This window comes from Dechloromonas denitrificans (assembly GCF_001551835.1).
GTDB lineage: Bacteria > Pseudomonadota > Gammaproteobacteria > Burkholderiales > Rhodocyclaceae > Azonexus > Azonexus denitrificans.
In genome coordinates this window covers 371,750-396,998 of sequence record NZ_LODL01000010.1, presented here as the reverse complement: position 1 = coordinate 396,998, position 25,249 = coordinate 371,750, and the positions used below count along the sequence as shown (strand labels likewise).

Annotated in this window: 23 protein-coding genes; 18 read left to right on the top strand and 5 right to left on the bottom strand. The window is 63.7% G+C overall.

The features are described 5' to 3' along the window. Positions 1-3: 3 nt before the first annotated feature. On the bottom strand, positions 4-741 hold the full coding sequence (locus AT959_RS06115; RefSeq protein WP_066881671.1) for a 16S rRNA (uracil(1498)-N(3))-methyltransferase: 738 nt from the start codon (positions 739-741) through the stop codon (positions 4-6). A 41-nt stretch (positions 742-782) separates the two neighbouring features. On the opposite strand from AT959_RS06115, the gene AT959_RS06110 reads away from it, so the two are divergent. The 6 genes from AT959_RS06110 (at position 783) to gap (ending at position 8,847) form a co-directional block, all read left to right on the top strand. Next, positions 783-1,340: a thioredoxin family protein gene (locus tag AT959_RS06110; protein ID WP_066881669.1), complete on the top strand. Its 558-nt coding sequence runs from the start codon at positions 783-785 to the stop codon at positions 1,338-1,340. Positions 1,341-1,517: 177 nt separating this feature from the next. Next, on the top strand, positions 1,518-3,932 hold the full coding sequence (locus AT959_RS06105; RefSeq protein WP_240481754.1) for an EAL domain-containing protein: 2,415 nt from the start codon (positions 1,518-1,520) through the stop codon (positions 3,930-3,932). Between the two features lie 34 nt (positions 3,933-3,966). Then, positions 3,967-4,980, top strand: a complete 1,014-nt coding sequence (locus AT959_RS06100) for a class 1 fructose-bisphosphatase (RefSeq protein ID WP_066881665.1) — start codon at positions 3,967-3,969, stop codon at positions 4,978-4,980. A gap of 44 nt (positions 4,981-5,024) precedes the next feature. Next, on the top strand, positions 5,025-5,666 hold the full coding sequence (locus AT959_RS06095) for a hypothetical protein (protein ID WP_066881663.1): 642 nt from the start codon (positions 5,025-5,027) through the stop codon (positions 5,664-5,666). A 118-nt stretch (positions 5,667-5,784) separates the two neighbouring features. After that, complete coding sequence (gene tkt, locus AT959_RS06090; RefSeq protein WP_066881661.1) at positions 5,785-7,791, top strand: transketolase; 2,007 nt, start codon at positions 5,785-5,787, stop codon at positions 7,789-7,791. A 27-nt stretch (positions 7,792-7,818) separates the two neighbouring features. Further along, positions 7,819-8,847: a type I glyceraldehyde-3-phosphate dehydrogenase gene (gap, locus tag AT959_RS06085; RefSeq protein WP_066881659.1), complete on the top strand. Its 1,029-nt coding sequence runs from the start codon at positions 7,819-7,821 to the stop codon at positions 8,845-8,847. A 115-nt stretch (positions 8,848-8,962) separates the two neighbouring features. Here the strand turns inward: gap and AT959_RS06080 are convergent, their stop codons facing one another. Further along, complete coding sequence (locus AT959_RS06080) at positions 8,963-9,472, bottom strand: hypothetical protein (protein ID WP_066881656.1); 510 nt, start codon at positions 9,470-9,472, stop codon at positions 8,963-8,965. A gap of 212 nt (positions 9,473-9,684) precedes the next feature. Here AT959_RS06080 and AT959_RS06075 point away from each other — a divergent pair, with 212 nt between their 5' ends. The 12 genes from AT959_RS06075 to AT959_RS06020 all read left to right on the top strand — a co-directional run bounded on the left by AT959_RS06075 (position 9,685) and on the right by AT959_RS06020 (position 22,100). Then, a complete protein-coding gene (locus tag AT959_RS06075; RefSeq protein ID WP_066881763.1) occupies positions 9,685-10,731 on the top strand; it encodes a type I glyceraldehyde-3-phosphate dehydrogenase in 1,047 nt (348 codons plus the stop codon). A 19-nt stretch (positions 10,732-10,750) separates the two neighbouring features. After that, a complete protein-coding gene (locus tag AT959_RS06070; protein WP_066881654.1) occupies positions 10,751-11,935 on the top strand; it encodes a phosphoglycerate kinase in 1,185 nt (394 codons plus the stop codon). 95 nt (positions 11,936-12,030) lie between these two features. Then, positions 12,031-13,464 carry a pyruvate kinase gene (gene pyk / locus AT959_RS06065; protein ID WP_066881652.1) on the top strand — a complete coding sequence of 478 codons (1,434 nt, stop codon included), beginning with the start codon at positions 12,031-12,033 and terminating at the stop codon, positions 13,462-13,464. Between the two features lie 42 nt (positions 13,465-13,506). Then, positions 13,507-14,571 (top strand): class II fructose-bisphosphate aldolase, encoded by a 1,065-nt coding sequence (gene fba, locus AT959_RS06060; RefSeq protein ID WP_066881651.1) that lies wholly within the window; start codon positions 13,507-13,509, stop codon positions 14,569-14,571. Between the two features lie 63 nt (positions 14,572-14,634). After that, a complete protein-coding gene (locus AT959_RS06055) occupies positions 14,635-15,927 on the top strand; it encodes a DUF3422 family protein (RefSeq protein WP_088178947.1) in 1,293 nt (430 codons plus the stop codon). Positions 15,928-15,962: 35 nt separating this feature from the next. Then, positions 15,963-16,895 (top strand): phosphoribosylaminoimidazolesuccinocarboxamide synthase, encoded by a 933-nt coding sequence (locus AT959_RS06050; RefSeq protein WP_088178946.1) that lies wholly within the window; start codon positions 15,963-15,965, stop codon positions 16,893-16,895. 75 nt (positions 16,896-16,970) lie between these two features. Continuing rightward, a complete protein-coding gene (locus AT959_RS06045; protein ID WP_066881647.1) occupies positions 16,971-17,744 on the top strand; it encodes a DUF2189 domain-containing protein in 774 nt (257 codons plus the stop codon). A 64-nt stretch (positions 17,745-17,808) separates the two neighbouring features. Then, entirely contained in the window at positions 17,809-19,863 is a 2,055-nt protein-coding gene (locus AT959_RS06040; RefSeq protein ID WP_205629837.1) for a M3 family metallopeptidase, read from the top strand. A gap of 19 nt (positions 19,864-19,882) precedes the next feature. Continuing rightward, positions 19,883-20,371: a glutaredoxin family protein gene (locus tag AT959_RS06035; protein WP_066881645.1), complete on the top strand. Its 489-nt coding sequence runs from the start codon at positions 19,883-19,885 to the stop codon at positions 20,369-20,371. Further along, the gene (xth, locus tag AT959_RS06030) at positions 20,368-21,132 is read left to right on the top strand and encodes an exodeoxyribonuclease III (RefSeq protein ID WP_066881643.1); all 765 of its coding nucleotides are present in this window, start codon (positions 20,368-20,370) and stop codon (positions 21,130-21,132) included. Before AT959_RS06035 ends, xth begins: the two co-directional genes overlap by 4 nt. 21 nt (positions 21,133-21,153) lie before the next feature. Further along, positions 21,154-21,834 (top strand): Crp/Fnr family transcriptional regulator, encoded by a 681-nt coding sequence (locus AT959_RS06025; protein ID WP_240481751.1) that lies wholly within the window; start codon positions 21,154-21,156, stop codon positions 21,832-21,834. A gap of 74 nt (positions 21,835-21,908) precedes the next feature. Beyond that, complete coding sequence (locus AT959_RS06020) at positions 21,909-22,100, top strand: YgaP family membrane protein (protein ID WP_066881640.1); 192 nt, start codon at positions 21,909-21,911, stop codon at positions 22,098-22,100. Between the two features lie 63 nt (positions 22,101-22,163). On the opposite strand, the gene rsmA is transcribed toward AT959_RS06020, so the two are convergent. Genes rsmA through AT959_RS06005 form a run of 3 tightly spaced genes read right to left on the bottom strand, consistent with a single transcriptional unit; the run spans position 22,164 to position 25,245 of the window. Beyond that, on the bottom strand, positions 22,164-22,931 hold the full coding sequence (rsmA, locus tag AT959_RS06015) for a 16S rRNA (adenine(1518)-N(6)/adenine(1519)-N(6))-dimethyltransferase RsmA (protein WP_066881638.1): 768 nt from the start codon (positions 22,929-22,931) through the stop codon (positions 22,164-22,166). Beyond that, on the bottom strand, positions 22,928-23,938 hold the full coding sequence (gene pdxA, locus AT959_RS06010) for a 4-hydroxythreonine-4-phosphate dehydrogenase PdxA (protein ID WP_066881636.1): 1,011 nt from the start codon (positions 23,936-23,938) through the stop codon (positions 22,928-22,930). Before pdxA ends, rsmA begins: the two co-directional genes overlap by 4 nt. After that, positions 23,938-25,245 (bottom strand): peptidylprolyl isomerase, encoded by a 1,308-nt coding sequence (locus AT959_RS06005; RefSeq protein WP_066881759.1) that lies wholly within the window; start codon positions 25,243-25,245, stop codon positions 23,938-23,940. The genes pdxA and AT959_RS06005 overlap by 1 nt, the downstream gene beginning before the upstream one ends. Positions 25,246-25,249 lie beyond the last annotated feature (4 nt).

Below are 25,249 nucleotides of genomic sequence, written 5' to 3'. Positions count from 1 at the left end.
GCCCTACCCCTCCCTGAAATCACCCCATAAAGCCTGCAGGATAGCCAGCGCGGCCAGTCCGGCCGTCTCCGTCCGCAGAATGCGCGGCCCCATGCGCACGCCGACGAAGCCGGCCTGCCGGGCGGCGATCATTTCCTGCGGATCGAGCCCCCCTTCGGCCCCGATCAGCAGTTGCACTTCCTTGGCCGGCGGCAGATCGACCAGCGTCTGCTCGGCCTCCGGCGCCAGCATCAGGCGCAAAGCGCCCGGCGCCGGACGAGCCAGCCAGTTTTCCAGCTTTTCGAGCGGCGCGACCAGCGGCACCTGGTTACGGCCGCATTGTTCGCAGGCCGAGGCAACGACGCCCTGCCAGTGCGCCACCCGCTTGGCGGCGCGTTCGCCGGCCAGGCGCAGCACACTGCGCCGGCTCTCGACCGGCACGATGTGGCGGACGCCGAGCTCGACGGCCTTCTGGATGGTGAAATCCATCTTTTCGCCGGCCTGCAGGGCCTGCACCAGGGTGATCGACAAGGGCGACTCGCGCTCGATCTCGTCCCAACTGGCCAGCACGGCCATCACCCGGTCGCGCTCGATGCGTTCGATATGGGCCAGGTACTGGCCGCCACGACCGTCGAAAAGGATCATCGGCGCCCCCGGCGGCAGGCGCAAAACCCGAACCGCATGGCGCGCCACCGGCTCGGGAAGTTCGATATGAGCCCCCGGCGAGAGGGCTTCACGGCAGTAAAAACGGGGTAGATTCATCGGTGCTATTATGGGCGAAATGGGCTATTGAAGGGGAAATCATGGTCGCTCTGAACCCGCCGCTGTGCGATTTTGGCCGTCCGGCCATCGACTTCGACTTGCCGGGCACCGATGGCCAGCGCCACACGCTGGCCAGTTGCCGTGGCCCGAACGGTTTGCTGGTGATGTTCATCTGCAACCACTGCCCTTACGTCAAGGCGATCATCGACCGCCTGATCCGCGACTGCCGCGAACTGGCGGCGCACGGCATCGGCTGCGTCGCCATCATGAGCAACGATGTTGCCGCCTACCCCGAGGATGCGCCAGAAGCGATGCAACGCTGGGCGCTGGAGCTCGACTTTCCCTTCCCCTACCTGTACGACGCCAGCCAGGCCGTCGCCCGCGCTTATGGCGCCGTGTGCACCCCGGATTTTTTTGGCTACAACGCCGCGTTGGAGTTGCAATATCGCGGCCGGCTCGACGCCTCGGGCCGCCAGCCGGCCGCCGCCGACAGTCGGCGCGAACTGTTCGCGGCACTGCAGGAAATTGCCCGCAGCGGCCGTGGACCGGCGGAACAGAACGCCTCGATCGGTTGTTCGATCAAGTGGAAAGAAGACTGAGCCGCCCTCCGCAAAAAAAACATCATAATTAACAAATGTTTCGATATTGGAAGCGTCGCATGCTTCGGCTATCATGGCCGTCTAACCTGAGCCCGCCTATTCCAATTGGATACCACCGAAGCTTCTCCGCCTAACGCCACCGAATTCGGGCGCCGTTATGCTTACTTGCAGGCGGTCTTGTCCAACCTGCCGCAGGGGATCAGTGTCTTTGACGAGCACCTGCGACTGCGCGTCTGGAACCAGGGTTTTCTCGATGTGCTCAACCTGCCGGCCGGTGCGGTTTTCGACGGCGTACACTTTTCCGAACTGATCCGCATTCCGGCCGAGCGCGGCGAGTACGGTCCCGGCGATGTCGAAGAACATATCGCGCGCATCACCGCCCTCGCCCTGAAGTTCGAAGCCCACAGTTTCGAACGGGCCCGGCCGAGCGGCCGCACCCATCTGGTCCAGGGCGAACCCTTGTTCATCGATGGCCAGCTCGCCGGCTTCATCACGACCTATACCGACATCACCGAACGCAAGGCGGCGGAAGTTGAACTGCAGCGCCACGACAATCTGCTGCAAACGGTGATCGAGAGCATTCCGAGCGCGGTCAGCCTGTTCAGCAAGGACAAGGAGCTGATCCTCTACAACCAGGAATTCCCGCGCCTGCTCGACCTGCCGCCCTCGTTGCTGAACGACCGGCCGGTCACCATGGAAAAGCTCTTTCGTTTCAACGCCGAGCGCGGCGAGTACGGCCCGGGCGACCAGCAGGCCATCGTCCAGACCCTGCTGGTCAAGGCCGACCAGAACCAAGCCCACCGCTTCGAACGCACCCGGCCGAACGGCAAGACGCTGGACATTCGCGGCATGCCGCTCGACGAGGGCGGTTTCGTCACCATCTACACCGACATCAGCGAACGCCGCGCCAGCGCCGAGCGCGAACAGCTGGCGCAGAAGGTCTTCAACCACACGCCAACTGGCATCATCTTCACCGATGAGGTGCACCGCATCCTGTCGATCAATCCGGCCACCACCCAGATGACCGGCTACGAAGCTTTCGAGCTGCTCGGTCATACGGTCTTCGGCCTGGCCAACCTGCCGCCCGAGCAAAACCCGGAATGTTTTCAGGAAAATGTCGCGCTGCGCGGCTCCTGGCGCGGTGAACTGGAAGTCACCAAGAAAAGCGGCGAAGACTTCCCGGCCTACGTCCGCGTCACCCGGGTCGATGACCCGCACAGCGGCATGCCGGCCCATTACATCTGGATCCTGGCCGACATCACCGAGCGCAAGGAGGCCGAGGAGCGCATGCGGCACATCGCCCAGCATGATGCGCTGACCGGCCTGCCGAATCGCCTGGCGCTGCTCATGCGTCTTGCCCAGTTGCTGCCTGAGGCGCGCCGGCACAAGCTGACGATGGCGATCATGTTCCTCGACCTCGACCGCTTCAAGATCATCAACGACACCCTGGGCCATCCCGTTGGCGACGAATTGCTGCGTGAAGTCGCCTGCCGCCTGAGCAAGGTCGTCCGCGAAACCGACTTCGTCGCCCGCCTCGGCGGCGACGAGTTCGTCGTCATTCTGCCCGGCATCACCAATCCGTCGGATGCGGCGATCGTCGCCAACAAGATCATCGCCGCCCTCTCGTCGCCGATCGAGGCCGAAGGCCACGAGCTGCACACCAGTCCGTCGATCGGTATCAGCCTCTTCCCCGATGACGGCCCGGATGGCGACACCATCCTGAAAAACGCCGACACCGCGATGTACCACGCCAAGGCGGCCGGCCGGAACAACTACCAGTTCTTCGCCGCCGACATGAACAAGGCGACGGCCGAGCGCCTGAACATCGAACGCAAGCTGCGCCACGCCATTGCCCGCAACGAACTGGCGCTCTGCTTCCAGCCCCAGTTCAGGGCCGACAGCTCGCAGCCGACCGGCGTCGAAGCGCTGATCCGCTGGCACCACCCGACCGACGGCCTTATCTCGCCGCTGCGTTTCATCCCAGTTGCCGAGGAAACCGGCATCATTGTCGAGATCGGCGAATGGGTGTTGCTCAACGCCTGCCGCGAGATGAAGCACTGGATCGACGCCGGCCTGAAGCCGATGCGCATCGCCGTCAACGTTTCCGCCCGCCAGTTGCGCCGCCGCGACTTCTGCGAAACGGTGGCGGGGGCATTGGCCGGCTCCGGCCTGCCGGCCGAATTGCTGGAGCTCGAAATCACCGAAAGCTCGGTGATGGAAAACCCGGAAGAGGCCATCCAGATTCTCGAACGCCTCGGCCGCATGGGCGTTTCGCTGGCCATCGACGACTTCGGCACCGGCTACTCGTCGCTCGCCTACCTGAAGCTGTTCCCGATCGACCACCTGAAAATCGACCGCTCCTTCGTCGCCGACATCGAGCACGACCTCAACGATCGGGCCATCGCCTTCGGTACCATCGCCCTCGCCCACTCGCTCGGCCTCAATGTCATCGCCGAAGGGGTCGAAACCGCCGATCAGTTGGAATTGCTGCGCGCCAACGGCTGCGACGAAGTGCAGGGCTACCTGTTCAGCAAGCCCCTCACCAGCGCCGCCGCCTTCGCCTTCCTGCACGCCCGCTGCCGCTCGGAGTAAAATCCCGCTTTTGTCATTGCAGCAGGGAGTCACCATGGTTCAGCGCACGCTGGCACGCTACCTCACCGAGGAGCAACGCAACAAGGGCGTCATCACCGCCGATCTCAAGTTCCTGATCGAAATCGTTTCCCGTGCCTGCCAGGCCATTTCAGTAGCCATCGGCAAGGGCAGCCTGGGCGGCGTGCTCGGCGAAGCCGGCAGCGACAACGTGCAGGGCGAGGCTCAGAAGAAGCTCGACGTGCTGTCCAACGACATCCTGCTCGACGCCAACGAATGGGGCGGCCACCTCGCTGCCATGGCCTCCGAGGAAATGGACCTGCCGCACCTGGTGCCGCATCGTTTCCCGAAAGGCGAATACCTGCTGACCTTCGACCCGCTCGACGGCTCGTCGAACATCGACGTCAATGTCTCGATCGGCACCATCTTCTCGGTGCTGAAATGCCCGGAAGGCGCCGATCTGAGCACACCGGAAGCGGCCGAAGCCGCCTTCCTGCAACCGGGCACGGCGCAAGTCGCCGCCGGTTACGCCGTTTACGGCCCGACCACGCTGCTCGTGCTGACCGTCGGCAATGGCGTCGCCGTGTTCACCCTCGACCGCGAACAGGGCAGTTTCATCCTGACCCAGGAAAACGTGCAGATTCCGGCCGACACCAAGGAATTCGCCATCAACATGTCGAATCAGCGTTTCTGGGAAGCCCCGGTCCAGCGCTATGTCGCCGAAATGCAGGCCGGCAAGGAAGGCCCGCTCGGCAAGGACTACAACATGCGCTGGGTCGCCTCGATGGTCGCCGACGTGCATCGCATCATGACCCGCGGCGGCATCTTCATGTACCCGCTGGACAGCAAGATCAAGGCCCAGGGCGGCAAGCTGCGCCTGATGTACGAAGCCAACCCGATGGCGATGCTGATCGAGCAGGCTGGCGGCGCCGCCACCACGGGCCGCCAGCGCATCCTCGACATCGTGCCGGGCAAACTGCACCAGCGCGTACCAGTCATTTTGGGCTCGAAAAACGAGGTCGACCGCGTCACTGGCTACCACAGCGCCTGACCTGCTACATTGTCATAATCGATCAACGCCCGAGGATAACTCCCATGACCCCACGCCTGCTCGCCCTGCTTCTTGCCGCCGCCGTCATTGGCGCCGGTTGCGCCAGCAACGAGAAAAAGCCCGAGGCGGTACCCGCCCCGGCGGCCGCACCGGCCCCCGAACCAGTCGCCGCCAAGCCGGCCTGCAAACCCGAACCGGCCGCCAAGAAGGGCAGCAAGAAAACGGCGAAGAAGGCCGAAGCGGCCCCGGTGGACTGCGAACCCGTCAAGCCGAAGGCCGAGACCGCCGCGCCCACCGCCAAGACCGTCGAAACCAAACCGGGCGCCGCTGCGGCACCAGTCTCGGCCGGCAGTATCAAGACCGGCACGGAATGCAAGCCCTGCGTCGTCAAGTCGCGGGACGGCACCTTCGACGGCGAGGTACATGGCAACATCCCGGCTGGCAGCAAGTGGTCCCGCTTGCAGATCGGCATGCACCAGAGCGAAGTCGAACGCATTCTCGGCGTCACCTCCAACATCCGTGGCTACGTCACCGGCAAGGCCTTCATCCCGTTCTACTTCGGCACCGACAGCCACCGCTACGAAGCGGTCTATGCTGGCCAGGGCAGCGTTGCCTACACCGGTGGCGGCATGGGCGGCGGCCAGGGCGTGCTGATGATGATCAACTACGACCCAAAAATCCAATAAGCATTAATGCGGACAATGGCGGCAGGTCGCGCGACCTGCCGCCCCCGCACATTGCCCTACCCAAAAAGGGCCTTTTCCCGGATAATTTCACCTTTTCAGCAGGCTGGATTTCCGGATCATGAGCGTCAGCAACGCCCCCAAGTTTTCTCCCCTGACCGGCGCCATTCGCGCCCTGGCCATGGATGCCGTGCAACAGGCCAACTCCGGGCACCCCGGCGCTCCGATGGGCATGGCAGAAATCGCCGAAGTCCTCTGGCGTCGCCACCTGCGCCACAACCCGGCCAACCCGCACTGGCCCGACCGCGACCGCTTCGTGATGTCGAACGGTCACGGTTCGATGCTGGTCTATGCCCTGCTCCACCTGACTGGCTATGAGTTGTCGATCGACGACCTGAAGAACTTCCGCCAACTGCACGCCAAGACCCCGGGCCACCCGGAATTCGGCTACACCGCAGGCATCGAAACGACGACCGGGCCGCTTGGCCAGGGCATCACCAACGCCGTCGGCTTCGCGCTCGCCGAGCACGTGCTGGCCGCCGAGTTCAACAAGCCCGGCCACGAGATCGTCAATCACCACACCTACGTTTTCCTCGGCGACGGTTGCCTGATGGAAGGCGTCTCCCACGAAGCCTGCTCGCTGGCCGGCACCCTCGGCCTCGGCAAGCTGATCGCCTTCTGGGACGACAACGGCATTTCGATCGACGGCCACGTCGAAGGCTGGTTCACCGACAACACGCCGAAGCGCTTCGAAGCTTACGGCTGGCATGTCGTCGCCGATGTCGACGGCCATGACAGCGACGCCATCGAGCGCGCCCTGCTCGCCGCCAAGGCCGTCACCGACAAGCCGAGCCTGATCTGCTGCAAGACGACCATCGGCATGGGGTCGCCCAACAAGCAGGGTTCGCACGACTGCCACGGTGCACCGCTCGGCAAGGACGAAATTGCCGCCGCCCGCGAATACATCGGCTGGCCGCACCCGGCTTTCGAGATCCCGGCCGACGTTTACGCTGCCTGGAACGGCAAGCCGCGCGGCGCCACCTTCGAGGAAAACTGGAACAGCCGCTTCGCCGCCTATCGCGCCGCCTTCCCGGCCGAAGCCGCCGAGTTCGACCGCCGCGTCATCAAGCGCGAACTGCCGGCCAACTGGGCAGCGACCAAGGCCGCCTACCTCGCCAGCTGCCGCGAAAAGGCCGAGAACATCGCCAGCCGCAAGGCTTCGCAGAACGCCATCGCCGCGCTGGTCCCGGCCGTGCCGGAAATCTTCGGCGGCTCGGCCGACCTGGCCGGCTCCAACCTGACCTTCGTCAAGGGCAGCAAGGGCGTCACCCGTAGCGAAGGCGGCAACTACTGCTACTACGGCGTCCGCGAATTCGGCATGACCGCCATCGCCAACGGCCTCGCGCTGCACGGCGGCCTGGTCCCCTACACCGCGACCTTCCTGGTCTTCTCCGACTACGCCCGCAACGGCATCCGCATGGCGGCGCTGATGAAGCAGCGCCAGATCATGGTCTATACCCATGACTCGATCGGCCTCGGCGAAGACGGCCCGACCCACCAGCCGGTCGAGCACATTCCCAGCCTGCGCATCATCCCGAATCTGGATGTCTGGCGCCCGGCCGATGCCACCGAAACGGCCATCGCCTGGACCGCTGCGGTCGACCGTGCCGACGGGCCGAGTTTGCTCGCCCTGTCGCGCCAGAACCTGCCGACCGTGACGCAGAACGTTGCCGACGACGACATCCGCAAGGGCGGCTACGTGCTCTCCGACTGCACCGGCGAAGCCCAGGTGACTTTCATCGCCACCGGCTCCGAAATCAAGCTGGCGCTCGACGCCCAGGCCGCGCTGGCCGGCGAAGGGATTGCCAGCCGCGTCGTCTCGATGCCCTGCACCAACGTTTTCGACCGCCAGAGCGCCGACTACAAAGCCGCCGTGCTGGGCGCCTGCAAGAAGCGCATTGCCATCGAAGCGGCGCATCCGGATTTCTGGCGCAAGTATGTCGGCCTGCACGGTGCCGTGATCGGCATCGACCGCTTCGGTGAATCCGCCCCCGCCGGTCAACTTTTCGAAATGTTCGGCTTCACGGTCGCCAACGTCGTCAAGACGGCGAAAGAACTTTTGTCCTGATTCAAATTCAACAGAGAGAGGAATCACATGGCTATCAAGGTTGCAATCAACGGGTTTGGTCGTATCGGTCGCTGCACGCTGCGCGCGATTTACGAACAGGGTCTGCAGAATGAATTCGACGTCGTCGCCATCAACGCCTCCGGCGACCTGGCGACCAACGCCCACCTGCTGAAGTACGACACCACGCACGGCCGTTTCCGCACCAGCGTCGAAACCGAAGGTGAAAACTGCATCATCATCGATGGCAAGAAGATCCCCTTCTACTCGACCAAGAACCCGAAGGACATCAACTGGGCCGACCACGGCGTTGAAGTCCTGCTCGAATGTACCGGCGCCTATACCACCAAGGCCAAGGCTGCCGCGCTGCTTGAGCAAGGCGCCAAGCGCGTGCTGATCTCCGCCCCGGGTGGCGATGACGTCGACACCACCATCGTCGTCGGCGTCAATGAAGGCGACGTCAAGGCAGACATGACCGTCGTTTCCAACGCTTCCTGCACGACCAACTGCCTGGCCCCGGTCGCCAAGATCCTGTCCGACGCCATCGGCATCAAGCAGGGCCTGATGACCACCATCCACGCCTACACCAACGATCAAGTTACCGTCGACGTCCGTCACAAGGACCTGCGTCGCGCCCGTGCCGCTGCCGCCAACATCATCCCGACCAAGACCGGCGCCGCCAAGGCCGTCGGCCTGGTGCTGCCGCAACTGGTTGGCAAGGTCGATGGTTTCGCGCTGCGCGTACCGACCATCAACGTCTCGCTGGTCGACCTGACCTTCACCGCCGAGCGCGCCACCACCAAGGAAGAAATCAACGCCTTGATGACCGCCGCCGCCAACGGTCCGCTGAAGGGCATCCTCGACGTCAACAACGAGCCGCTGGTATCAAGCGACTTCAACCACACCACCGTTTCCTCCACCTTCGACGCCACCCAGACCCGCGTCATCAAGGGCGAAGACGGCTCGGTGCTGGTCAAGGTGCTGGCCTGGTACGACAACGAGTGGGGCTACTCCTGCCGCATGCTCGACGCCGCCCGCGCCTGGATGGCCGCCAAGTAACTCGCCGCAATACAAAAAGGGGTCGCAAGACCCCTTTTTTTTCGCCCCGCCCGTCCTCAGGAAACGCGCGGCCAGCGAAACGCCCCCCTGAACCAAGCAGTTACTCTGACCTCAATCAGGCAGCCGTAATCATTGCCTGAGTCGTCCCCGCCAGGGCCACCCGGAGGGCATCGGTAGCGGCACCACTGCTCTCGCTTGCATCCCGGCCAATCAGTTGGGCAGAAGCAACCTCAGGCCCGGACTCCGGTTTTCGGCCGAGCAGCTGTTCGCGAATACGCTCGTTGATCTTCGCCTCCAACGCCATCCGCTGTTCCGGCGGCATGGCCGCAAGGCTCTCCTCGCTTAGACCCAACTCCTTCAAGACGGCATCACGGATATGTTCGGCCGGGCTTTTTTTCAGGTAATCGTGCAACTCGGCCAGCGCGGCCTTGCGTGCCGCCTCAATGGCTTCGTCCTTTTCCTGCTGAATCTGACTGGCCGATTTTTCAAGCTTGCCCTCTTTCCCCTGCTCGGCAGCCGTTGCAGCCTTTTTGAAGACATCAGCAAAATTTTGGCCACCCGGCTGCTCAGCCGAGCGCCCACGGCTTACCGGAAGAGTGCCGGACAGTTCATTGACAATCTGCATGATTCGATCCTAGAAAGAGACAAGACGAAAAAGCAAATAGCGCACCAGCATAAAACCGAGCGCAAGCCCGGGAACGGGGTCGGATTTCTAAAAAACGCCCCCGCTTGCGGCAGATATTGCCGGCCGGCTATGCCGATTCGGCACAACAGCGCTCGGATTTACGCTCACAACCTTGTAAAATCACAGGCTTCGATCACTTCGGATTGGCCCGCGTGCCCGGCACCCATCGCCCTCTTCGTCTCGCCATCAACGGCTATGGCCGAATCGGCCGCTGTTTTCTACGTGCGCTGCTCGAATCGCCGGTTGCCCACAACCTGCAGGTCAGCGCCATCAACGAACCGGCCAATCTGGAAAGCATGGCCTACTTGACGCGCTACGACTCGACCCACGGCCGCTTTCCCGGCCCGGTCGAAGTCACCGACGGCCAGCTGCTGATCGATGGCAAGGCGATTCGCATCAGCCACGCCCGCACGCCGGAAGAAGTCGACTGGCAGGGCATCGACCTCGTTGTCGAATGCTCGGGGGCCTACGGTCGACGCGCCGAACTGAGCCGTTTTCTGCACGCCGGCAGCCCGCGCCTTCTGCTGTCGCACCCGGGCGCCAGCGGTGAGGACGTCGACGCCACCATCATCGCCGGCATCAACCAGCACACGCTGCGTGGCGACGAGCGACTCGTCTCCGCCGCCTCGTGCACGACCAACGCCATCGTCCCCATCCTCGACCTGCTCGACCGCGAAATCGGCATCGAACAGGTGCTGCTGACCACGCTGCATTCGGTGATGAACGACCAGCCGCTGATCGACGGCTACCACCACGACGACCTGCGCCGGACGCGCTCGGCGATGCAGTCGATCATCCCGGTATCGACCGGCCTGGCCCGCGGCGTCGAGCGCCTGCTGCCCGGCCTGGCCGGCCGCGTCCAGGCCAAGGCGATTCGCGTCCCGACCCTGAACGTCTCGGCCATCGACCTGACCATCACGACGCAGCGCCCGGTTTCGGCACACAGTATCAACCACCTGCTCGCCGACGCCGCCAGCGGCCCGTTCAAGCGGCTGATCGCTTATTCCGAAGCGGCGCACGCCTCGATCGATTTCAATCACGACCCGCATTCGGCCATTGTCGATGGCAGCCAGACACGGACCAGCGGCACGCACCTGGTCAATCTCTTCGTCTGGTTCGACAACGAATGGGGCTTCGCCAACCGCATGCTGGAAGTCGCCGACCACTGGTCGCGACTTTGGCAGCAACAAGATAACTAACCGACCTCTGGAGAAGACCATGAACGTCATCAAACTGACCGACCTCGATGTATCCGGCAAGCGTGTGTTCATCCGCGCCGACTTGAACGTGCCGCAGGACGAAGCCGGCAACATCACCGAAGACACCCGCATCCGCGCCTCGCTGCCGTCGATCAAGTACTGCCTGGAAAAAGGCGCCGCCGTCATGGTCACTTCCCACCTCGGCCGGCCGACCGAAGGCGAACTGAATCACGAAGACAGCCTGATGCCGGTCGCCGTCCGCCTCGGCCAGATGCTGCACACCTCGGTGCGCCTGATCCAGGACTGGGTCGATGGCGGTTTCGAGGTCAAGCCGGGCGAAGTCGTGCTGCTCGAGAACTGCCGCGTCAACAAGGGCGAAAAGAAGAACAACGACGAACTGGCCCAGAAAATGGCCAAGCTGTGCGACGTTTATGTCAATGACGCCTTCGGTACCGCCCACCGCGCCGAAGCGACCACCCACGGCATCGCCAAGTACGCGCCGGTGGCCTGTGCCGGCATCCTGATGGGCGCCGAAATCGACGCGCTGGGCAAGGCCCTGCACGAGCCGAAGCGGCCGCTGGTCGCCATCGTCGGCGGCTCCAAGGTCTCCAGCAAACTGACCATCCTCAAGTCGCTGGCCGGCAAGGTTGACCAGCTGATCGTCGGCGGCGGCATCGCCAACACCTTCCTGCTCGCCTCCGGCAAGCGCATCGGCGATTCGCTGGCCGAGGCCGACCTGGTCAAGGAAGCGCATGCCATCATGGACATGATGAAGGAACGCGGCGCCGAAGTGCCGCTGCCGACCGACGTCGTCGTGGCCGACGAAGTCTCGGCCCTGGCCCGCGCCAACAAGATTTCGGTCGATGACGTCGCGACCCACGACCGCATCCTCGACATCGGCCCGAAGTCGGCGGTCAAGCTGGCCGAGATCATCGCCCATGCCGGCACCATCGTCTGGAACGGCCCGGTCGGCGTCTTCGAACTGCCGCAGTTCGCCGGCGGCACCAAGATGCTGGCCTCGGCCATCGCCCACTCCGAAGCCTTCTCGATCGCCGGCGGCGGCGACACGCTGGCCGCCATCGCCAAGTTCCACATCGCCGACGACGTCGGCTACATCTCGACCGGCGGCGGCGCCTTCCTGGAATTCCTCGAAGGCAAGACCCTGCCGGCCATCGCAGTGCTCGAAGAGCGCGCCGCGAAATAAGTCGTAAAGCCGCGTCAACCGCCGGCCTCGCCACGAGTCCGGCGGTCGACCTGCGAAAAAGAGCAAAAACCAGTCAAGTTTCAGGGAGAGAAGAGATGTCGCGCCATACCAAGATCGTCGCCACGCTGGGCCCCGCCTCGTCAACACCGGAAATCCTCGAACGCATGGTCCAGGCCGGCATCGACGTCGTCCGCATGAACTTCTCGCACGGCACGGCCGACGACCACAAGGCCCGCGCCGAAGGCATCCGCGCTGCCGCCGCCAAACACGGCCGGACGGTCGGCATTCTCGGCGACCTGCAAGGCCCGAAAATCCGCGTCGGCAAGTTCGAAAGCGGCAAAATCACGCTGGTCGGCGATGAAAAATTCATTCTCGACGCCCAATGCACACTCGGCAACCAGGAACGCGTCGGACTGGATTACAAGGATCTGCCGAAAGATGTCGTCTTCGGTGACATCCTGCTCCTCGACGACGGTCGCCTGAAACTGGAAGTTACCGGTGTCCGCGGCCAAGAAATTCACACCCGCGTCCTGGTCGGCGGCGAACTGTCGAACAACAAGGGCATCAACCGCCAGGGCGGCGGACTGACCGCCCCGGCCCTGACCGCCAAGGACATGGACGACATCAAGACTGCCGCGCTGATCGGCGTCGATTTCGTCGCCGTCTCCTTCCCGAAGAGCGCCGCCGACATGTACATGGCGCGCCAGTTGTTGCGTGCCGCCGGCAGCACCGCCGTGCTCATCGCCAAGATTGAGCGCGTCGAGGCCATCACCAATCTGGCCGAAATCCTCGACGCCTCGGACGGCATCATGGTTGCCCGCGGCGATCTCGCCGTCGAAGTCGGCGATGCGACGGTCCCCGCCCTGCAGAAAAAAATGATCCGCATGGCGCGCGACAAGAACAAGCTGACCATCACCGCGACGCAGATGATGGAATCGATGATCACCTCACCGGTGCCGACCCGGGCCGAGGTATCGGACGTCGCCAACGCCGTGCTCGACGGCACCGACGCCGTGATGCTGTCGGCCGAAACCGCCGCCGGCAAATACCCGGTCGAAGTCGTCGAGTCGATGGCGCGCATCTGCGTCGAGGCCGAGCGCTCGGCCGAAGTCACCCTCGACCGCGAATTCCTCGACCGCGTCTTCACCCGCATCGACCAGTCGATCGCCATGGCCGCCATCTGGACGGCGCATCACCTCAAGGTCAAGGCCATCGCCGCCCTCACCCAGTCCGGTTCGACCGCCTTGTGGATGAGCCGTCTGAACTGCGGTGTGCCGATTTACGCGCTGACCCCCGATGCCGAATCGGTCGGCCGCATGGTGCTCTACCGCGGCGTCAGCCCGCTTTCGATGAAGCAGCAACACACCGACCGCGACCTCCTGCTGGCCGAAGCCGAGCAACTCCTGATCGATCGTGGTGTCGTAGAAAAAGGCGACCTGATCGCCCTGACCATCGGCGAGCCGATCGGCACTACCGGTGGGACCAATACACTCAAGATCGTCCGCGTCGGCGAACATCAAATCCTTTAAAATAGCCAGATTAACTAAACACGATATCGAACAGGAGTTCCCATGCCGCTCGTCTCCATGCGCCAACTGCTCGACCACGCCGCTGAAAACGGCTACGGTCTGCCCGCTTTCAACGTCAACAACATGGAACAGGTCTGGGCCATCTGCGAAGCGGCCAGCCAGGTCGACGCCCCGGTCATCATGCAGGCCTCGGCCGGTGCCCGCAAATACGCTGGCGAGCCTTTCCTGCGCCATCAGATTCTGGCCGCTCTCGAAGCCTACCCGCACCTGCCCATCGTCATGCACCAGGATCACGGCCAGAGCCCGGCCGTCTGCATGGCCGCGATCCGCTCCGGCTTCACCTCGGTGATGATGGACGGCTCGCTGCAGGCCGACGGCAAGAGCGTCGCCAGCTATGAATACAACGTCGAAGTGACCCGCAAGGTGGTCGAATTCGCCCACGCCATCGGCGTTTCCGTCGAAGGCGAACTCGGCGTACTTGGCTCGCTGGAAACCATGAAGGCCGACAAGGAAGACGGCCACGGCGCCGAAGGCCACATGACCCGCGAAGACCTGCTGACCGACGTCGAGCAGGCTGCCGACTTCGTCAAGCAGACCAACTGCGACGCGCTGGCCATCGCCATCGGCACCAGCCACGGCGCCTACAAGTTCACCAAGAAGCCGACCGGCGACATCCTCGCCATCGACCGCATCGCCGAAATTCACGCCCGCATCCCGAATACCCACCTGGTGATGCACGGCTCGTCTTCCGTGCCACAGGAACTGCTCGCCGAAATCCGCGAATTCGGCGGCGACATGAAGGAAACCTACGGCGTGCCGGTCGAGGAAATCGTCAAGGGCATCAAGCACGGCGTGCGCAAGGTCAATATCGACACCGACATCCGTCTCGCCATGACCGGCGCCGTCCGCCGCTACCTGGCCGAGCATCCGGACAAGTTCGACCCGCGCGACTACCTGAAGCCGGCCCGCGAAGCCGCCAAGAAGATCTGTCTGGCCCGTTTCGAAGCTTTCGGCGCCGCCGGCCAGGCGAGCAAGATCAAGGCCGTGGCACTGGACAAGATGGCCGAGCGTTATGCCAAGGGCGAGCTGAACCAGATCGTCAAATAATCGACTTTTTTTGGTACATTCGGAGGCCGCTTCTTGCGGCCTTTTCCTTTTCGAGTCAGCTCCGTGGAATTCACCCAACACCCGCTCCGCCAACGCCTCAACGACGAAGTGCACACCCGCCCGCCGATTCCGCTGGAAGCGCCGGCGCTGATCAGCTACTTGGCCTTCACCCATGACCCGGAAAACCCGCTTGGCGAACGCACCCACATCGGTCTGCTCTACGAACGGATGGGGCTGCCGGTCGAGCCGAGCGCCGAAGCTGCGCACCTGATCATCGATGGCGGCGACTTCCAGCTGAAATGGGAGCAGCACGGCGAATTCTCGACCTACACCTTCTTCACCCAGCCGAAGCAGCCGCCGCAATCGGGCGAAACCGCGCTCGATACCGCCCCGGCCGACTGGGTGCAGGGCATTCCCGGCCAGGTCATCGCCGCCAGCCACGTCGAACTGCTGGCCGCCGGCTCGATCAGCCCGGAAGAAATGATCGTCAACCTGACCAACAAGGGCGACACCAACATCATTTCGCTGATCGCCGGGCAAGCCGCCTGGATGTTCACCGACTTCCGCATCCACCACGGTTTCTCGCGCTTCACCGTGCTCGACGAGAGCATGGGCAAGCTGCGCACCGGCCGCATCATCCAGCGCCTGCTCGAAATCGAAACCTACCGGGTGATGGCGCTGCTTGCCTTCCCGGTCGCCAAAGCGGTCGGCAAATTGCTCAACCGTGCCGAAGCCGACCTCGCCATGCTGATCGACCGCATGGTCAGCGCCGCCAGCCCGCAGGACGAACGTGCCGTGCTGGCCGACCTGACCCGGCTGGCCGCCGAAGTCGAGCACTCGGTGGCCAGCACCAATTTCCGTTTCGGGGCCGCCGCCGCCTACTACCGGCTGGTCCAGCAACGCATCGTCGACCTCAAGGAAACCCGCGTTTCCGGCTACCCGACGATCAAGGGCTTCATGGAGCGCCGCCTGGCTCCGGCCCTCAACACCTGCGCCGCGGTGTCCAGCCGCCAGGAAGACCTCTCGGCCCGTATTGCCCGGACCAGCCAACTGTTGCGTACCCGCGTCGATATCGAACTGGAACGCCAGAATCAGGAAGTGCTGTCGCAGATGAACCGCCGCGCCAAGCTGCAACTGCGCCTGCAGGAAACCGTCGAAGGCCTGTCGGTGGTCGTCCTCACCTACTACGGCTCGCAACTGGTGCAGTATCTGGCCAAGGGCAGCAAGGAACTGCACCACCTGAACACCGATCAGATCACCGCCATTTCGATTCCGGTGATCGCCTGCGTCGTGGCCTGGGGAACTCGCCAGATGCGCAAGAAGCTCGCCGCCGAAGAAGGCGAAGCCGCGCATTAATTTATAATTGTCGTTTTGCTTTCGGGAACATGACCGTGACCGCACCTCTCTTCCAGTCGTCCATCACCAGCCTGCCACTGCTCTCCAAGGGCAAGGTCCGCGACATCTACGCGGTCGACGCCGACAAACTGCTGATTATCACCACCGACCGCCTGTCGGCCTTCGACGTCATCCTGCCCGATCCGATCCCGCGCAAGGGTGAAGTGCTGCAGGCCGTCGCCAACTTCTGGTTCGAGAAGCTCGGCCACATCGTGCCGAACCAGCTGACCGGCATCGATCCGGAGTCGGTTGTTGCCGAGAATGAACGCAAGCAGGTGCGCGGCCGTGCCGTCGTCGTCAAGCGTCTGAAGCCGCTGCCGATCGAAGCCGTCGTCCGCGGCTACGTGATCGGCTCCGGCTGGAAGGATTACCAGGAAACCGGCGCCATCTGCGGCATCCCGCTACCGGCCGGCCTGAAAATGGCGGCCAAGCTGCCGGCCCCGATCTTCACCCCGGCGACCAAGGCCGAAGTCGGCGATCACGACGAAAACGTCTCCTTCGCCCAGGCCCAGGCCAACTGCGACAGCACCTTGGCCGACGCCCTGAAAGGCACCGGCAAGACCGGCGCCCAACTGTGCGCCGAAGCCCGCGACGCCGCCATCCGTCTGTACGAGGAAGCTTCGGTTTACGCGGCAACGCGCGGCATCATCATCGCCGACACCAAGTTCGAGTTCGGCATCGACGCCGCCGGCACGCTGCACCTGATCGACGAAGCGCTGACCCCGGATTCCTCGCGCTTCTGGCCGGCCGACCAGTATCAGGAAGGCAGCAACCCGCCGTCCTACGACAAGCAGTACGTCCGCGATTATCTCGAAACCTTGGACTGGGGCAAGGTCGCCCCCGGCCCGAAGCTACCGGATGATGTCGTGGCCCGGACCAGCGCCAAATACATCGAGGCCTACGAGCGCCTGACCGGCCAGGCGCTGTAAAAAGTACTACGTCATTACGGAACCCGGCCGCCATGGCCGGGTCAAACGGCAGTTCCGCCATTCGAGGAGGCTGCCATGAGACCGCATATCCATCTCCACTTGCCGGGCGTGTCACTGCCGGCGATCCGCCAAGTCGGCTGGGACCGGCCATTTTCCTGGCTGATGGCCGGGGTCGATGACCTCAAGGCGAACCCACTCCCCTCGCTGGCCTACGGCTTGCTGTTCGCCCTCGGTGGCGACCTGATCATCCTCGCCACGCTGCGTTACCCGTACCTGGTCACCGTCGCCATCTCCGGCTTTTTCCTCGTTGCGCCGCTGCTCGCCGCCGGCTTGTACGAGTTGAGCCGCCAAACCGCCCGCGGCAAGAAACCGCTGTTCATCGACTCCCTGCGCTGCTACCGGCGCAACGGCCAATCAATGGCCATGTTCGGCCTGCTCATCGCACTTGCCGTCGTCTTCTGGGAGCGCTTCTCGGCGATCGCTTTCGCCCTGCTCGGCCCGACTTCGAGCGGCGATACCGGCATTTTCCTCAGCCGCATCATCTTCAGCGGCGAGCATGACCTCTTTGCCCTGACCTGGCTGGCGCTCGGCGGCCTGCTCGCCCTGCTCGTCTTCGCGCTCAGCGTCATCTCGGTACCGATGATGCTTGATCAGGAGAGCGACTTCGTCACCGCCATGGCGACCAGTCTGCAAGCCTGCCTCGACAACCCCGGCCCGCTACTGCTCTGGGCGGCGCTCATCGTCGCCTTGACCCTGGTCGGCTTTGCCACCGCGCTCTTTGGCCTGATCCTGATTATGCCGATTCTCGGTCACGCCTCGTGGCACGCCTATCGGGAACTTGTAGAATAGGCCCATCGCCTCACCATCCGACGGGCGGCCTCGACCGCCCGTTTTTGTTGCCCGGAATACAATAATGACGACTACCAATCCCCTGCTCGATTTCACCGACCTCCCCCGCTTCGACACCGTTCGACCGGAAGACGTCAAACCTGCCATCGAATCACTGCTGGCCGACGGCCGTGCCCTGATCGAGCGCCTGACCGCCGACAGCACACCGGCCACCTGGGCCGATTTCGCCGGCGCCCTGTCCGATGGCCTGGAACCGTTCGGCCGTGCCTGGGGCATCGTCGGCCACCTGCACTCGGTCAATGACATCCCGGCCTGGCGCGAGGCCTACAATGAAATGCTGCCGGACGTTTCGCGCTTCTATGCCGAACTCGGCCAGAACCTCAAGCTGTTCGAGAAGTACAAGGCGCTACGCGCCAGTGCCGAGTACGCCACGCTGTCCGTCGAACAAAAGAAAGTCGTCGACAACGAAGTCCGCGATTTCCGCCTGAGCGGCGCCGAACTGCCGGAAGACCAGAAGCCGCGCTTCCAGGCGATCATGGAAGAGTTGTCGCAACTGTCGGCCAAGTTCTCCGAGAACGTGCTCGACGCGACCAACGCCTTCGCCGAAGTCGTCACCGACGAAGCGCTGCTCGCCGGCCTGCCCGACGACGCCAAGGAAGCCGCCCGTACGGCCGCCGAGAAGGCCGGTGTCGCCGGCTGGCGCTTCAGCCTGCAGGCGCCGTCCTACGGGCCGGTCATGCAATATGCCGACAACCGCGAACTGCGCGCCCGCATGTACCGCGCCTACGCCACCCGCGCCGCCGAATTCACCGACGGCAGCAGCAAGCCGGAATGGGACAACACCCCGGTCATGCAGCGCATGCTGGAGCTGCGCCAGGAAGACGCCAGGATGCTCGGTTTCAACAATTTTGCCGAAGTCTCGCTCGCCCCCAAGATGGCCGACACCCCGGCCCAGGTACTGGCCTTCCTGCGCGAATTGGCGGCCAAGGCCAAGCCGTTTGCCGAAAAGGACATCGCCGAACTGCGCACCTTTGCGCAGGACGAACTCGGTCTGGCCGACTTCCAGCCGTGGGATGCTGCCTACGTCTCCGAAAAACTGCTGCAGCAGCGCTATGCTTTCTCGGAGCAGGAAGTGAAGCAGTACTTCACCGAGCCGAAGGTTTTGGGCGGCCTGTTCAAGGTCATCGAGAGCCTGTTCAACGTCAAGGTCAAACCGGACACGGCGCCGGTCTGGCATGAGGATGTCCGTTTTTACCGTCTGGAGACGTCGACCGGCGGACTGGTCGGCCAGTTCTACCTCGACCTCTATGCCCGCGAAACCAAGCGCGGCGGAGCCTGGATGGACGAAGCCCGCTCACGTCGACGCACCGCTGGCGGCATCCAGAAGCCGATCGCCTACCTGAACTGCAACTTCGCCCGCCCGGTCGGCGACAAACCGAGCACTTTCACCCACGACGAAGTGACCACGCTGTTCCATGAAACCGGCCACGGCCTCCACCACCTGCTGACCCGCGGCGAGGAACTGGGCGTTTCCGGCATCCACGGCGTCGAATGGGATGCCGTCGAACTGCCCTCGCAATTCATGGAAAACTACTGCTGGGAGTGGGAGGTCGTCCAGGAGATGACCGCCCATGTCGACACCGGCGCCCCGCTGCCGCGCGAACTGTTCGACAAGATGCTGGCCGCCAAGAATTTCCAGAGCGGCATGATGGCGGTGCGCCAGATCGAGTTTTCGCTGTTCGACATGCTGCTGCATTCGGAATTCGACCCGGCCGGCTCGCAGAGCGTCATGGACTTGCTCAATGAAGTCCGCCAGGAAGTCGCCGTGCTCATGCCGCCGGCCTGGCATCGCTTCCCGAACAGCTTCTCGCACATTTTTGGCGGCGGCTACGGCGCCGGCTATTTCAGCTACAAGTGGGCCGAGGTGCTGTCGGCCGACGCCTACGCTGCCTTCGAGGAAGCCGGCGACCCGTTCGACGCCACCGTCGGCAAACGCTTCCTCGACGAGATCCTGTCGGTCGGCGGCTCACGTCCGGCGATCGAATCCTTCAAGGCCTTCCGCGGCCGCGAACCCAGTGTCGATGCACTGCTCCGCCACAGCGGTATGATTGCTGCGTAAGCCGTTCAGGGAGAACACCATGCGCCACTTTCTTGTGCTCTGCCTGCTGCTCGCCGGCAGCAGTGCCTTTGCCGAAACCTATCGCTGGCTCGACTCGGCGGGTCGCGTCGTCATTTCCGATACGCCACCACCGGGAAAGACCAAAGCCATCGTCAAGACTGGCGACTCTGCCGAGAGCAGCGACGCCCTGCCCTACGCCGTCAAGAAAGCGGCCGAAGACTTTCCGGTCACGCTGTACACAACGCCCGATTGCGTCAGCGAATGCAAACAGGCGCGTGACTTGCTGAACGGACGCGGTGTCCCTTTCAGCGAAAAAATGCTGCAGAAAGCCGAGGATTTTGCCGAACTGAAGCAACTGGTCGGCGACGCTTTCGTACCCAGCCTCAAGGTCGGCAAGCAAAGCTCGCGCGGCTTCGAAGCCAGCACCTACCACAACCTGCTCGATCTCGCCGGCTATCCAAAAACGGCGCCCTACGGCAGCAAACCCTCGGGCGGGCTGGCCAAGTGAAAATCGCTGCCTGGAATGTCAATTCGCTTAAAGTCCGCTTGCCCCACCTGCTCGACTGGCTGGCCGAGGCCAAGCCCGATGCCTTGTGCCTGCAGGAACTGAAGCTCGAAGACCATAATTTTCCGCGCGCCGAGATCGAAGCGGCCGGCTACCATGTCGCTTTTTCCGGCCAGAAGACCTACAACGGCGTGGCCCTGCTCGCCCGCCAGCCGATCACCGACGTCGTGGTCGGCAACCCGCATTTCCCCGATGAGCAGAAGCGCCTGATCACCGGCAGCGTCGGCGACACTCGCATCGTCTGCGCCTACATGCCGAATGGCCAGGAAGTCGGCTGCGACAAGTACGACTACAAGCTGCGCTGGCTGGATGCGCTGGCCGTCTGGCTCGGCGAGGAACTGGCGGCGCATCCGAAACTGGCCCTGTGCGGCGACTACAACATCGCCCCCGATGACCGCGACGTGCATGATCCGGTTCGCTGGGCCGATGGCATTCTCTGTTCGCCGCCCGAACGCGCCGCCTTCCAGCGCCTGCTTGGCCTCGGCCTAAGCGACAGTTTCCGGCTCTTCGAACAACCGGAAAAGACCTTTTCCTGGTGGGATTACCGGATGCTCGGTTTCCAGAAGAACCTCGGCCTGCGCATCGACCACATCCTGCTTTCGCAACCGCTCGCCGAAAAATGCACGGCGGCCGGCGTCGACCGCGCGCCGCGCAAACGCGAACGTCCGTCCGACCACGCGCCCGTCTGGGCAGAAGTCGGCTGATTCCCGATGATTCCGGCGACCATGGAAACAAAGGCTGGCCGTACGGTCGACCTGCAAAAAGTACTGGATTTGTATCCGGCCCTGGCCGGCCTGCCGGCAGATCGCCGGCAGGCCCTGCTCCAGCCGCAGGCCGTCATGCAGCTGCCGGCCGGCACCCAGGTCTTTGCCGAGCAGCAGCCCTGCCAGGGCTTTCCGCTACTGATCGAAGGCAGCATCAAGGTCGCCAAGCTGGCGGCCAGCGGCCGCGAACTGGTGCTCTACCGGGTAACGCCCGGCGGTTCATGCATCATCAGTTCCAGTTGCCTGCTTGGCCACAGCGACTATAACGCCCGCGGCATCGCCGAAACGCCGCTCACCCTGCTCGCCCTACCGGTCGCCGACTTTTCCCGGCTGATGCTCGAGCATGCACCTTTCCGCGACTTCGTCTTTCACCTGTTTGCCGAACGGATCGGCGAATTGATGCAACTGGTCGAGGAAGTCGCCTTTGCCCGCCTCGACCAGCGGCTGGCCAAGCTGCTGCTGGCCCGTAACGAGACGGTGATCAACGTCACGCACCAGCAACTGGCCGACGAACTAGGCAGCGTCCGCGAAATCGTCAGTCGCCTGCTCAAAGGCTTCGCCAGCCAGGGCCTGGTCATGCTCGGCCGCGAGCAGTTGAGCATCAGCGACCGGACCGGGCTGCAAAAACTCGCCGCTGTGTGACCCAGGTTACATACGCTGTCATCCGCGGTGGCTAAAGTAGGCGCCGTACCTATTTACTCAACGGAGAACAGATCATGAAAAGCAATGTTGGTGGTATCGATAAAATCCTGCGTATCGTTGTCGGCGCCGGCCTGATTGGCGCCACCGTCGCCGGCCTGCTGCCGGCCTGGGGCTATATCGGCATCGTACCCCTTGCCACAGGGCTGATGGGATGGTGCCCGCTCTACCCGCTGCTCGGCATGAGCACCTGCCCGATGAAGAAGTAAGCTGCCGTTTCCGGCACAAAAAAACCCGCCGGCGGCGGGTTTTCTTTTGGCGGTCGCCCTCCGTCAAGAAAGATAATTGGCGATCCGCACGTAGTCGGCAACCGGGATATCTTCAGCCCGGCGAGTCGGGTCGATGCCGAGTTCGGTGAAGCCGGCATCGCTCAGCACGCCTTTCAGCGTGTTGCGCAGCATCTTGCGCCGTTGCGAGAAGGCGGCGAGGACCACTTGCGACAACTTGGCGGTGCTTTTCGCGTTGAGTTCGGAAACATCCTTCGGAATCAGGCGGACGACGGCCGACTGGACCTTCGGTGGTGGCTCGAAACTCTCCGGTGGGACGTCGATCAGCCACTCGATGTGGAAGCGGTACTGCAGCATCACCGAGATGCGGCTGAAGTCGGACTCGCCGGGCTCTGCCACCATGCGCTCGACGACTTCCTTCTGCAGCATGAAGTGCATGTCGTAGACGATCTCGGCATAGTCCGCCAGATGGAAGAGCAGCGGCGTCGAGATGTTGTAGGGCAGGTTGCCGACCAGGCGCAGCTTGCGGCCGATGCTGGCGAAATCGAAGGCCAGCGCGTCGCCTTCGTGGATGGTCATGCGCTCGCGCGGGTATTGTTTTTTCAGGCGGGCGATCAGGTCGCGGTCGATCTCGACGACATGCAGGTGATCGAGGCGAGCCAGCAGCGGCTCGGTGATGGCGCCGAGGCCGGGACCGATTTCAACCAGGGTATCGCTGCGCTGCGGCGCAATGGCGGAAACGATGGCGCCGATGATGCCGCTATCGACGAGGAAATTCTGGCCGAAGCGCTTGCGGGCGACGTGCTCTTTCATTGAATCTGAACCTTTCTGGTGGCCATGCGGGCCGCTTCTGCCACCGCTTCGAACAGGCTGCCCGGATCGGCCCGGCCGCTGCCGGCGAGTTCGAGCGCGGTGCCGTGGTCGACCGAGGTGCGGATAATCGGCAGGCCGAGGGTGACATTGATGCCATGGCCGAAGGTGGCGTACTTCAGGGCGGTCAGGCCCTGATCGTGGTACATGGCGAGCACGGCATCGCCCTGGGCGAGGACCGGCGGCGTGAACATGGTGTCGGCCGGATGCGGGCCGGAGAGCAGCATGCCCTCGCTGCGCAGTTGGTCGAGCACCGGGCTGATGATGTCGATTTCCTCGCGACCAAGGTAACCGCCTTCGCCGGCATGCGGATTGAGGCCGGCGACCAGGATGCGTGGCGCGGCAATGCCGTACTTGCCGCGCAGGTCGGCGTGCAGGATGCGCAGGGTCTGGGCCAGAACGTCCGGCGTGATCGCTGCCGGCACATCCTTCAGCGGCAGGTGGGTGGTGACCAGCGCGACGCGCAGCGGCCCGCGCTCGGTGTTGCCGGCCAGCATCATGACGACCAGCGGCGTGCCGGTCTGTTCGGCGAGGTATTCGGTGTGGCCGGTGAAAGGCACGCCGGCTTCGTTGATGACGCCCTTGTGCACTGGCGCCGTCGCCATCGCCGCGAATTCGCCGGACTGGCAACCGGCCAGCGCCCGGTCGAGCAGGGCCAGCACATAGCGGCCATTGGCCGCATCGAGTCGCCCGGGCACCGCCGGTACGGCGAGCGGCATGTGCAGCACGTCCAGCGTGCCGGCCGGCAAAGGCCGGCGGTCGACACTGTTTTCGGGGCAAAAATCGCGGAAGCTGAGATTCAGGCCGAGTTGGGCGGCCCGTGAAGCCAGCAATTGGCGGTCACCCAAGATGACCGGCTGCGCCTCGCCGGCATAGTCGGCCAGGCGCAGGCAGAGTTCCGGCCCGATCCCGGCCGGTTCGCCGCTGGTGACCGCGATCAGCGGCCGCATTACTGCTCTTGCATCCGGTTTTCGACGTAGGTGCGGTCGCGCAACTGGCGCAGCCAGTCCTGATACGCCTCGTCGAGCTTGCGCTCGCGCAGGGCCTGGCGAGCGACACCACGCTGACGTTCGGCCGAGACGTCGCGCTCGCGGCGTTCCTGGACCTGGATGATGTGCATGCCGAACGGCGACTGGATGACCGGGCTCATTTCATTGACCTTCAGCGCATCCATCGCCCGCTCGAATTCCGGCACGGTATCGCCCGGATTCAGCCAGCCGAGATCGCCGCCCTTGGCAGCGGAGCCGTCCTGCGAATAAAGACGGGCCTGCTCGGCGAAATCGACGCCATTGACGATGCGCTCGCGGACGTTTTCCAGCTTGCGACGTGCTTCGGACTCGGAAACAATTTCGTTGATGCGGACCAGGATGTGCCGGGCCCGGGTTTGCTGGATCGAAGCCGGCGCGCTGCCGCCGCGCTTGCCGAGCAGCTTGACGATGTGGAAACCGGCCGAGGAGCGCAGCAGTTCGCTGATCTGGCCAGCCTGCAAGCGAGCGGCGACATCGGCATAGAGGCTGGGCAGGCGCTCCAGTTGCCGCCAGCCGAGGTCGCCGCCTTTCAGGGCATCCGGCGCATCGGAGAAGGCGGCGGTCAGTTCGGCGAAGTTCTCGCCGGCCAGCGCCCGCTTCAGCGCCTGCTCACCACGCAGGCGGAGTTTTTGCAGTTGTTCCGGGCTGGCCGACTCCGGGGCGCGCAACAGGATATGGGCCAGCTGATATTCCTCGCTGCCGCCGTTGGCAGCCTGGTTGGACAAATAATTGTCGATCTCGCCATCGGAAATGACCAGTTTGCTATCGACCTCGCGTTCGCGCAGGCGGACCATGGTCATTTCGGTACGGATCTCCTCACGGAACTTGGCGTACTTGATGCCGTCCTTTTCCAGGGTTTGCCGGAATTGCTGCGGCGTCATCTTGTTATTGGCGGCAATCCGGCCGATCGCCTGATCGAGCTGGATGTCGTCGACGCGCAGGCCGGTTTCCCGGGCGTACTGCAGTTGCACACGATCCATGATGACCCGTTCGAGCATCTGGCGCTCAAGCACATCCTGCGGTGGCAGCGGCGTACCCTGCTTCTCCAGCTGCTTGAGCGCCGACTCCAGGCGGCTGCGCAGTTCGTAATAAGTGACCACTTCGTCACCGACCACGGCCACGATATGGTCGGCCTCGATAGGCTCTTGCGAAGCGGCGAACAGCGGCTGGGCGAAGAACCCGCACAGGCAGCAGATCAGGACAAGAAGACGGCGAAGGATGTTGGGCATGGTG

Excerpts from the sequence above, each read along its gene's own strand:
- AT959_RS06115 (WP_066881671.1), bottom strand. The coding sequence starts at position 741 with ATGAATCTACCCCGTTTTTACTGCCGTGAAGCCCTCTCGCCGGGGGCT.
- AT959_RS06110 (WP_066881669.1), top strand. The coding sequence starts at position 783 with ATGGTCGCTCTGAACCCGCCGCTGTGCGATTTTGGCCGTCCGGCCATC.
- AT959_RS06100 (WP_066881665.1), top strand. The coding sequence starts at position 3,967 with ATGGTTCAGCGCACGCTGGCACGCTACCTCACCGAGGAGCAACGCAAC.
- AT959_RS06095 (WP_066881663.1), top strand. The coding sequence starts at position 5,025 with ATGACCCCACGCCTGCTCGCCCTGCTTCTTGCCGCCGCCGTCATTGGC.
- tkt (WP_066881661.1), top strand. The coding sequence starts at position 5,785 with ATGAGCGTCAGCAACGCCCCCAAGTTTTCTCCCCTGACCGGCGCCATT.
- gap (WP_066881659.1), top strand. The coding sequence starts at position 7,819 with ATGGCTATCAAGGTTGCAATCAACGGGTTTGGTCGTATCGGTCGCTGC.
- AT959_RS06080 (WP_066881656.1), bottom strand. The coding sequence starts at position 9,472 with ATGCAGATTGTCAATGAACTGTCCGGCACTCTTCCGGTAAGCCGTGGG.
- AT959_RS06070 (WP_066881654.1), top strand. The coding sequence starts at position 10,751 with ATGAACGTCATCAAACTGACCGACCTCGATGTATCCGGCAAGCGTGTG.
- pyk (WP_066881652.1), top strand. The coding sequence starts at position 12,031 with ATGTCGCGCCATACCAAGATCGTCGCCACGCTGGGCCCCGCCTCGTCA.
- fba (WP_066881651.1), top strand. The coding sequence starts at position 13,507 with ATGCCGCTCGTCTCCATGCGCCAACTGCTCGACCACGCCGCTGAAAAC.
- AT959_RS06045 (WP_066881647.1), top strand. The coding sequence starts at position 16,971 with ATGAGACCGCATATCCATCTCCACTTGCCGGGCGTGTCACTGCCGGCG.
- AT959_RS06040 (WP_205629837.1), top strand. The coding sequence starts at position 17,809 with ATGACGACTACCAATCCCCTGCTCGATTTCACCGACCTCCCCCGCTTC.
- AT959_RS06035 (WP_066881645.1), top strand. The coding sequence starts at position 19,883 with ATGCGCCACTTTCTTGTGCTCTGCCTGCTGCTCGCCGGCAGCAGTGCC.
- AT959_RS06025 (WP_240481751.1), top strand. The coding sequence starts at position 21,154 with ATGGAAACAAAGGCTGGCCGTACGGTCGACCTGCAAAAAGTACTGGAT.
- AT959_RS06020 (WP_066881640.1), top strand. The coding sequence starts at position 21,909 with ATGAAAAGCAATGTTGGTGGTATCGATAAAATCCTGCGTATCGTTGTC.
- rsmA (WP_066881638.1), bottom strand. The coding sequence starts at position 22,931 with ATGAAAGAGCACGTCGCCCGCAAGCGCTTCGGCCAGAATTTCCTCGTC.
- pdxA (WP_066881636.1), bottom strand. The coding sequence starts at position 23,938 with ATGCGGCCGCTGATCGCGGTCACCAGCGGCGAACCGGCCGGGATCGGG.
- AT959_RS06005 (WP_066881759.1), bottom strand. The coding sequence starts at position 25,245 with ATGCCCAACATCCTTCGCCGTCTTCTTGTCCTGATCTGCTGCCTGTGC.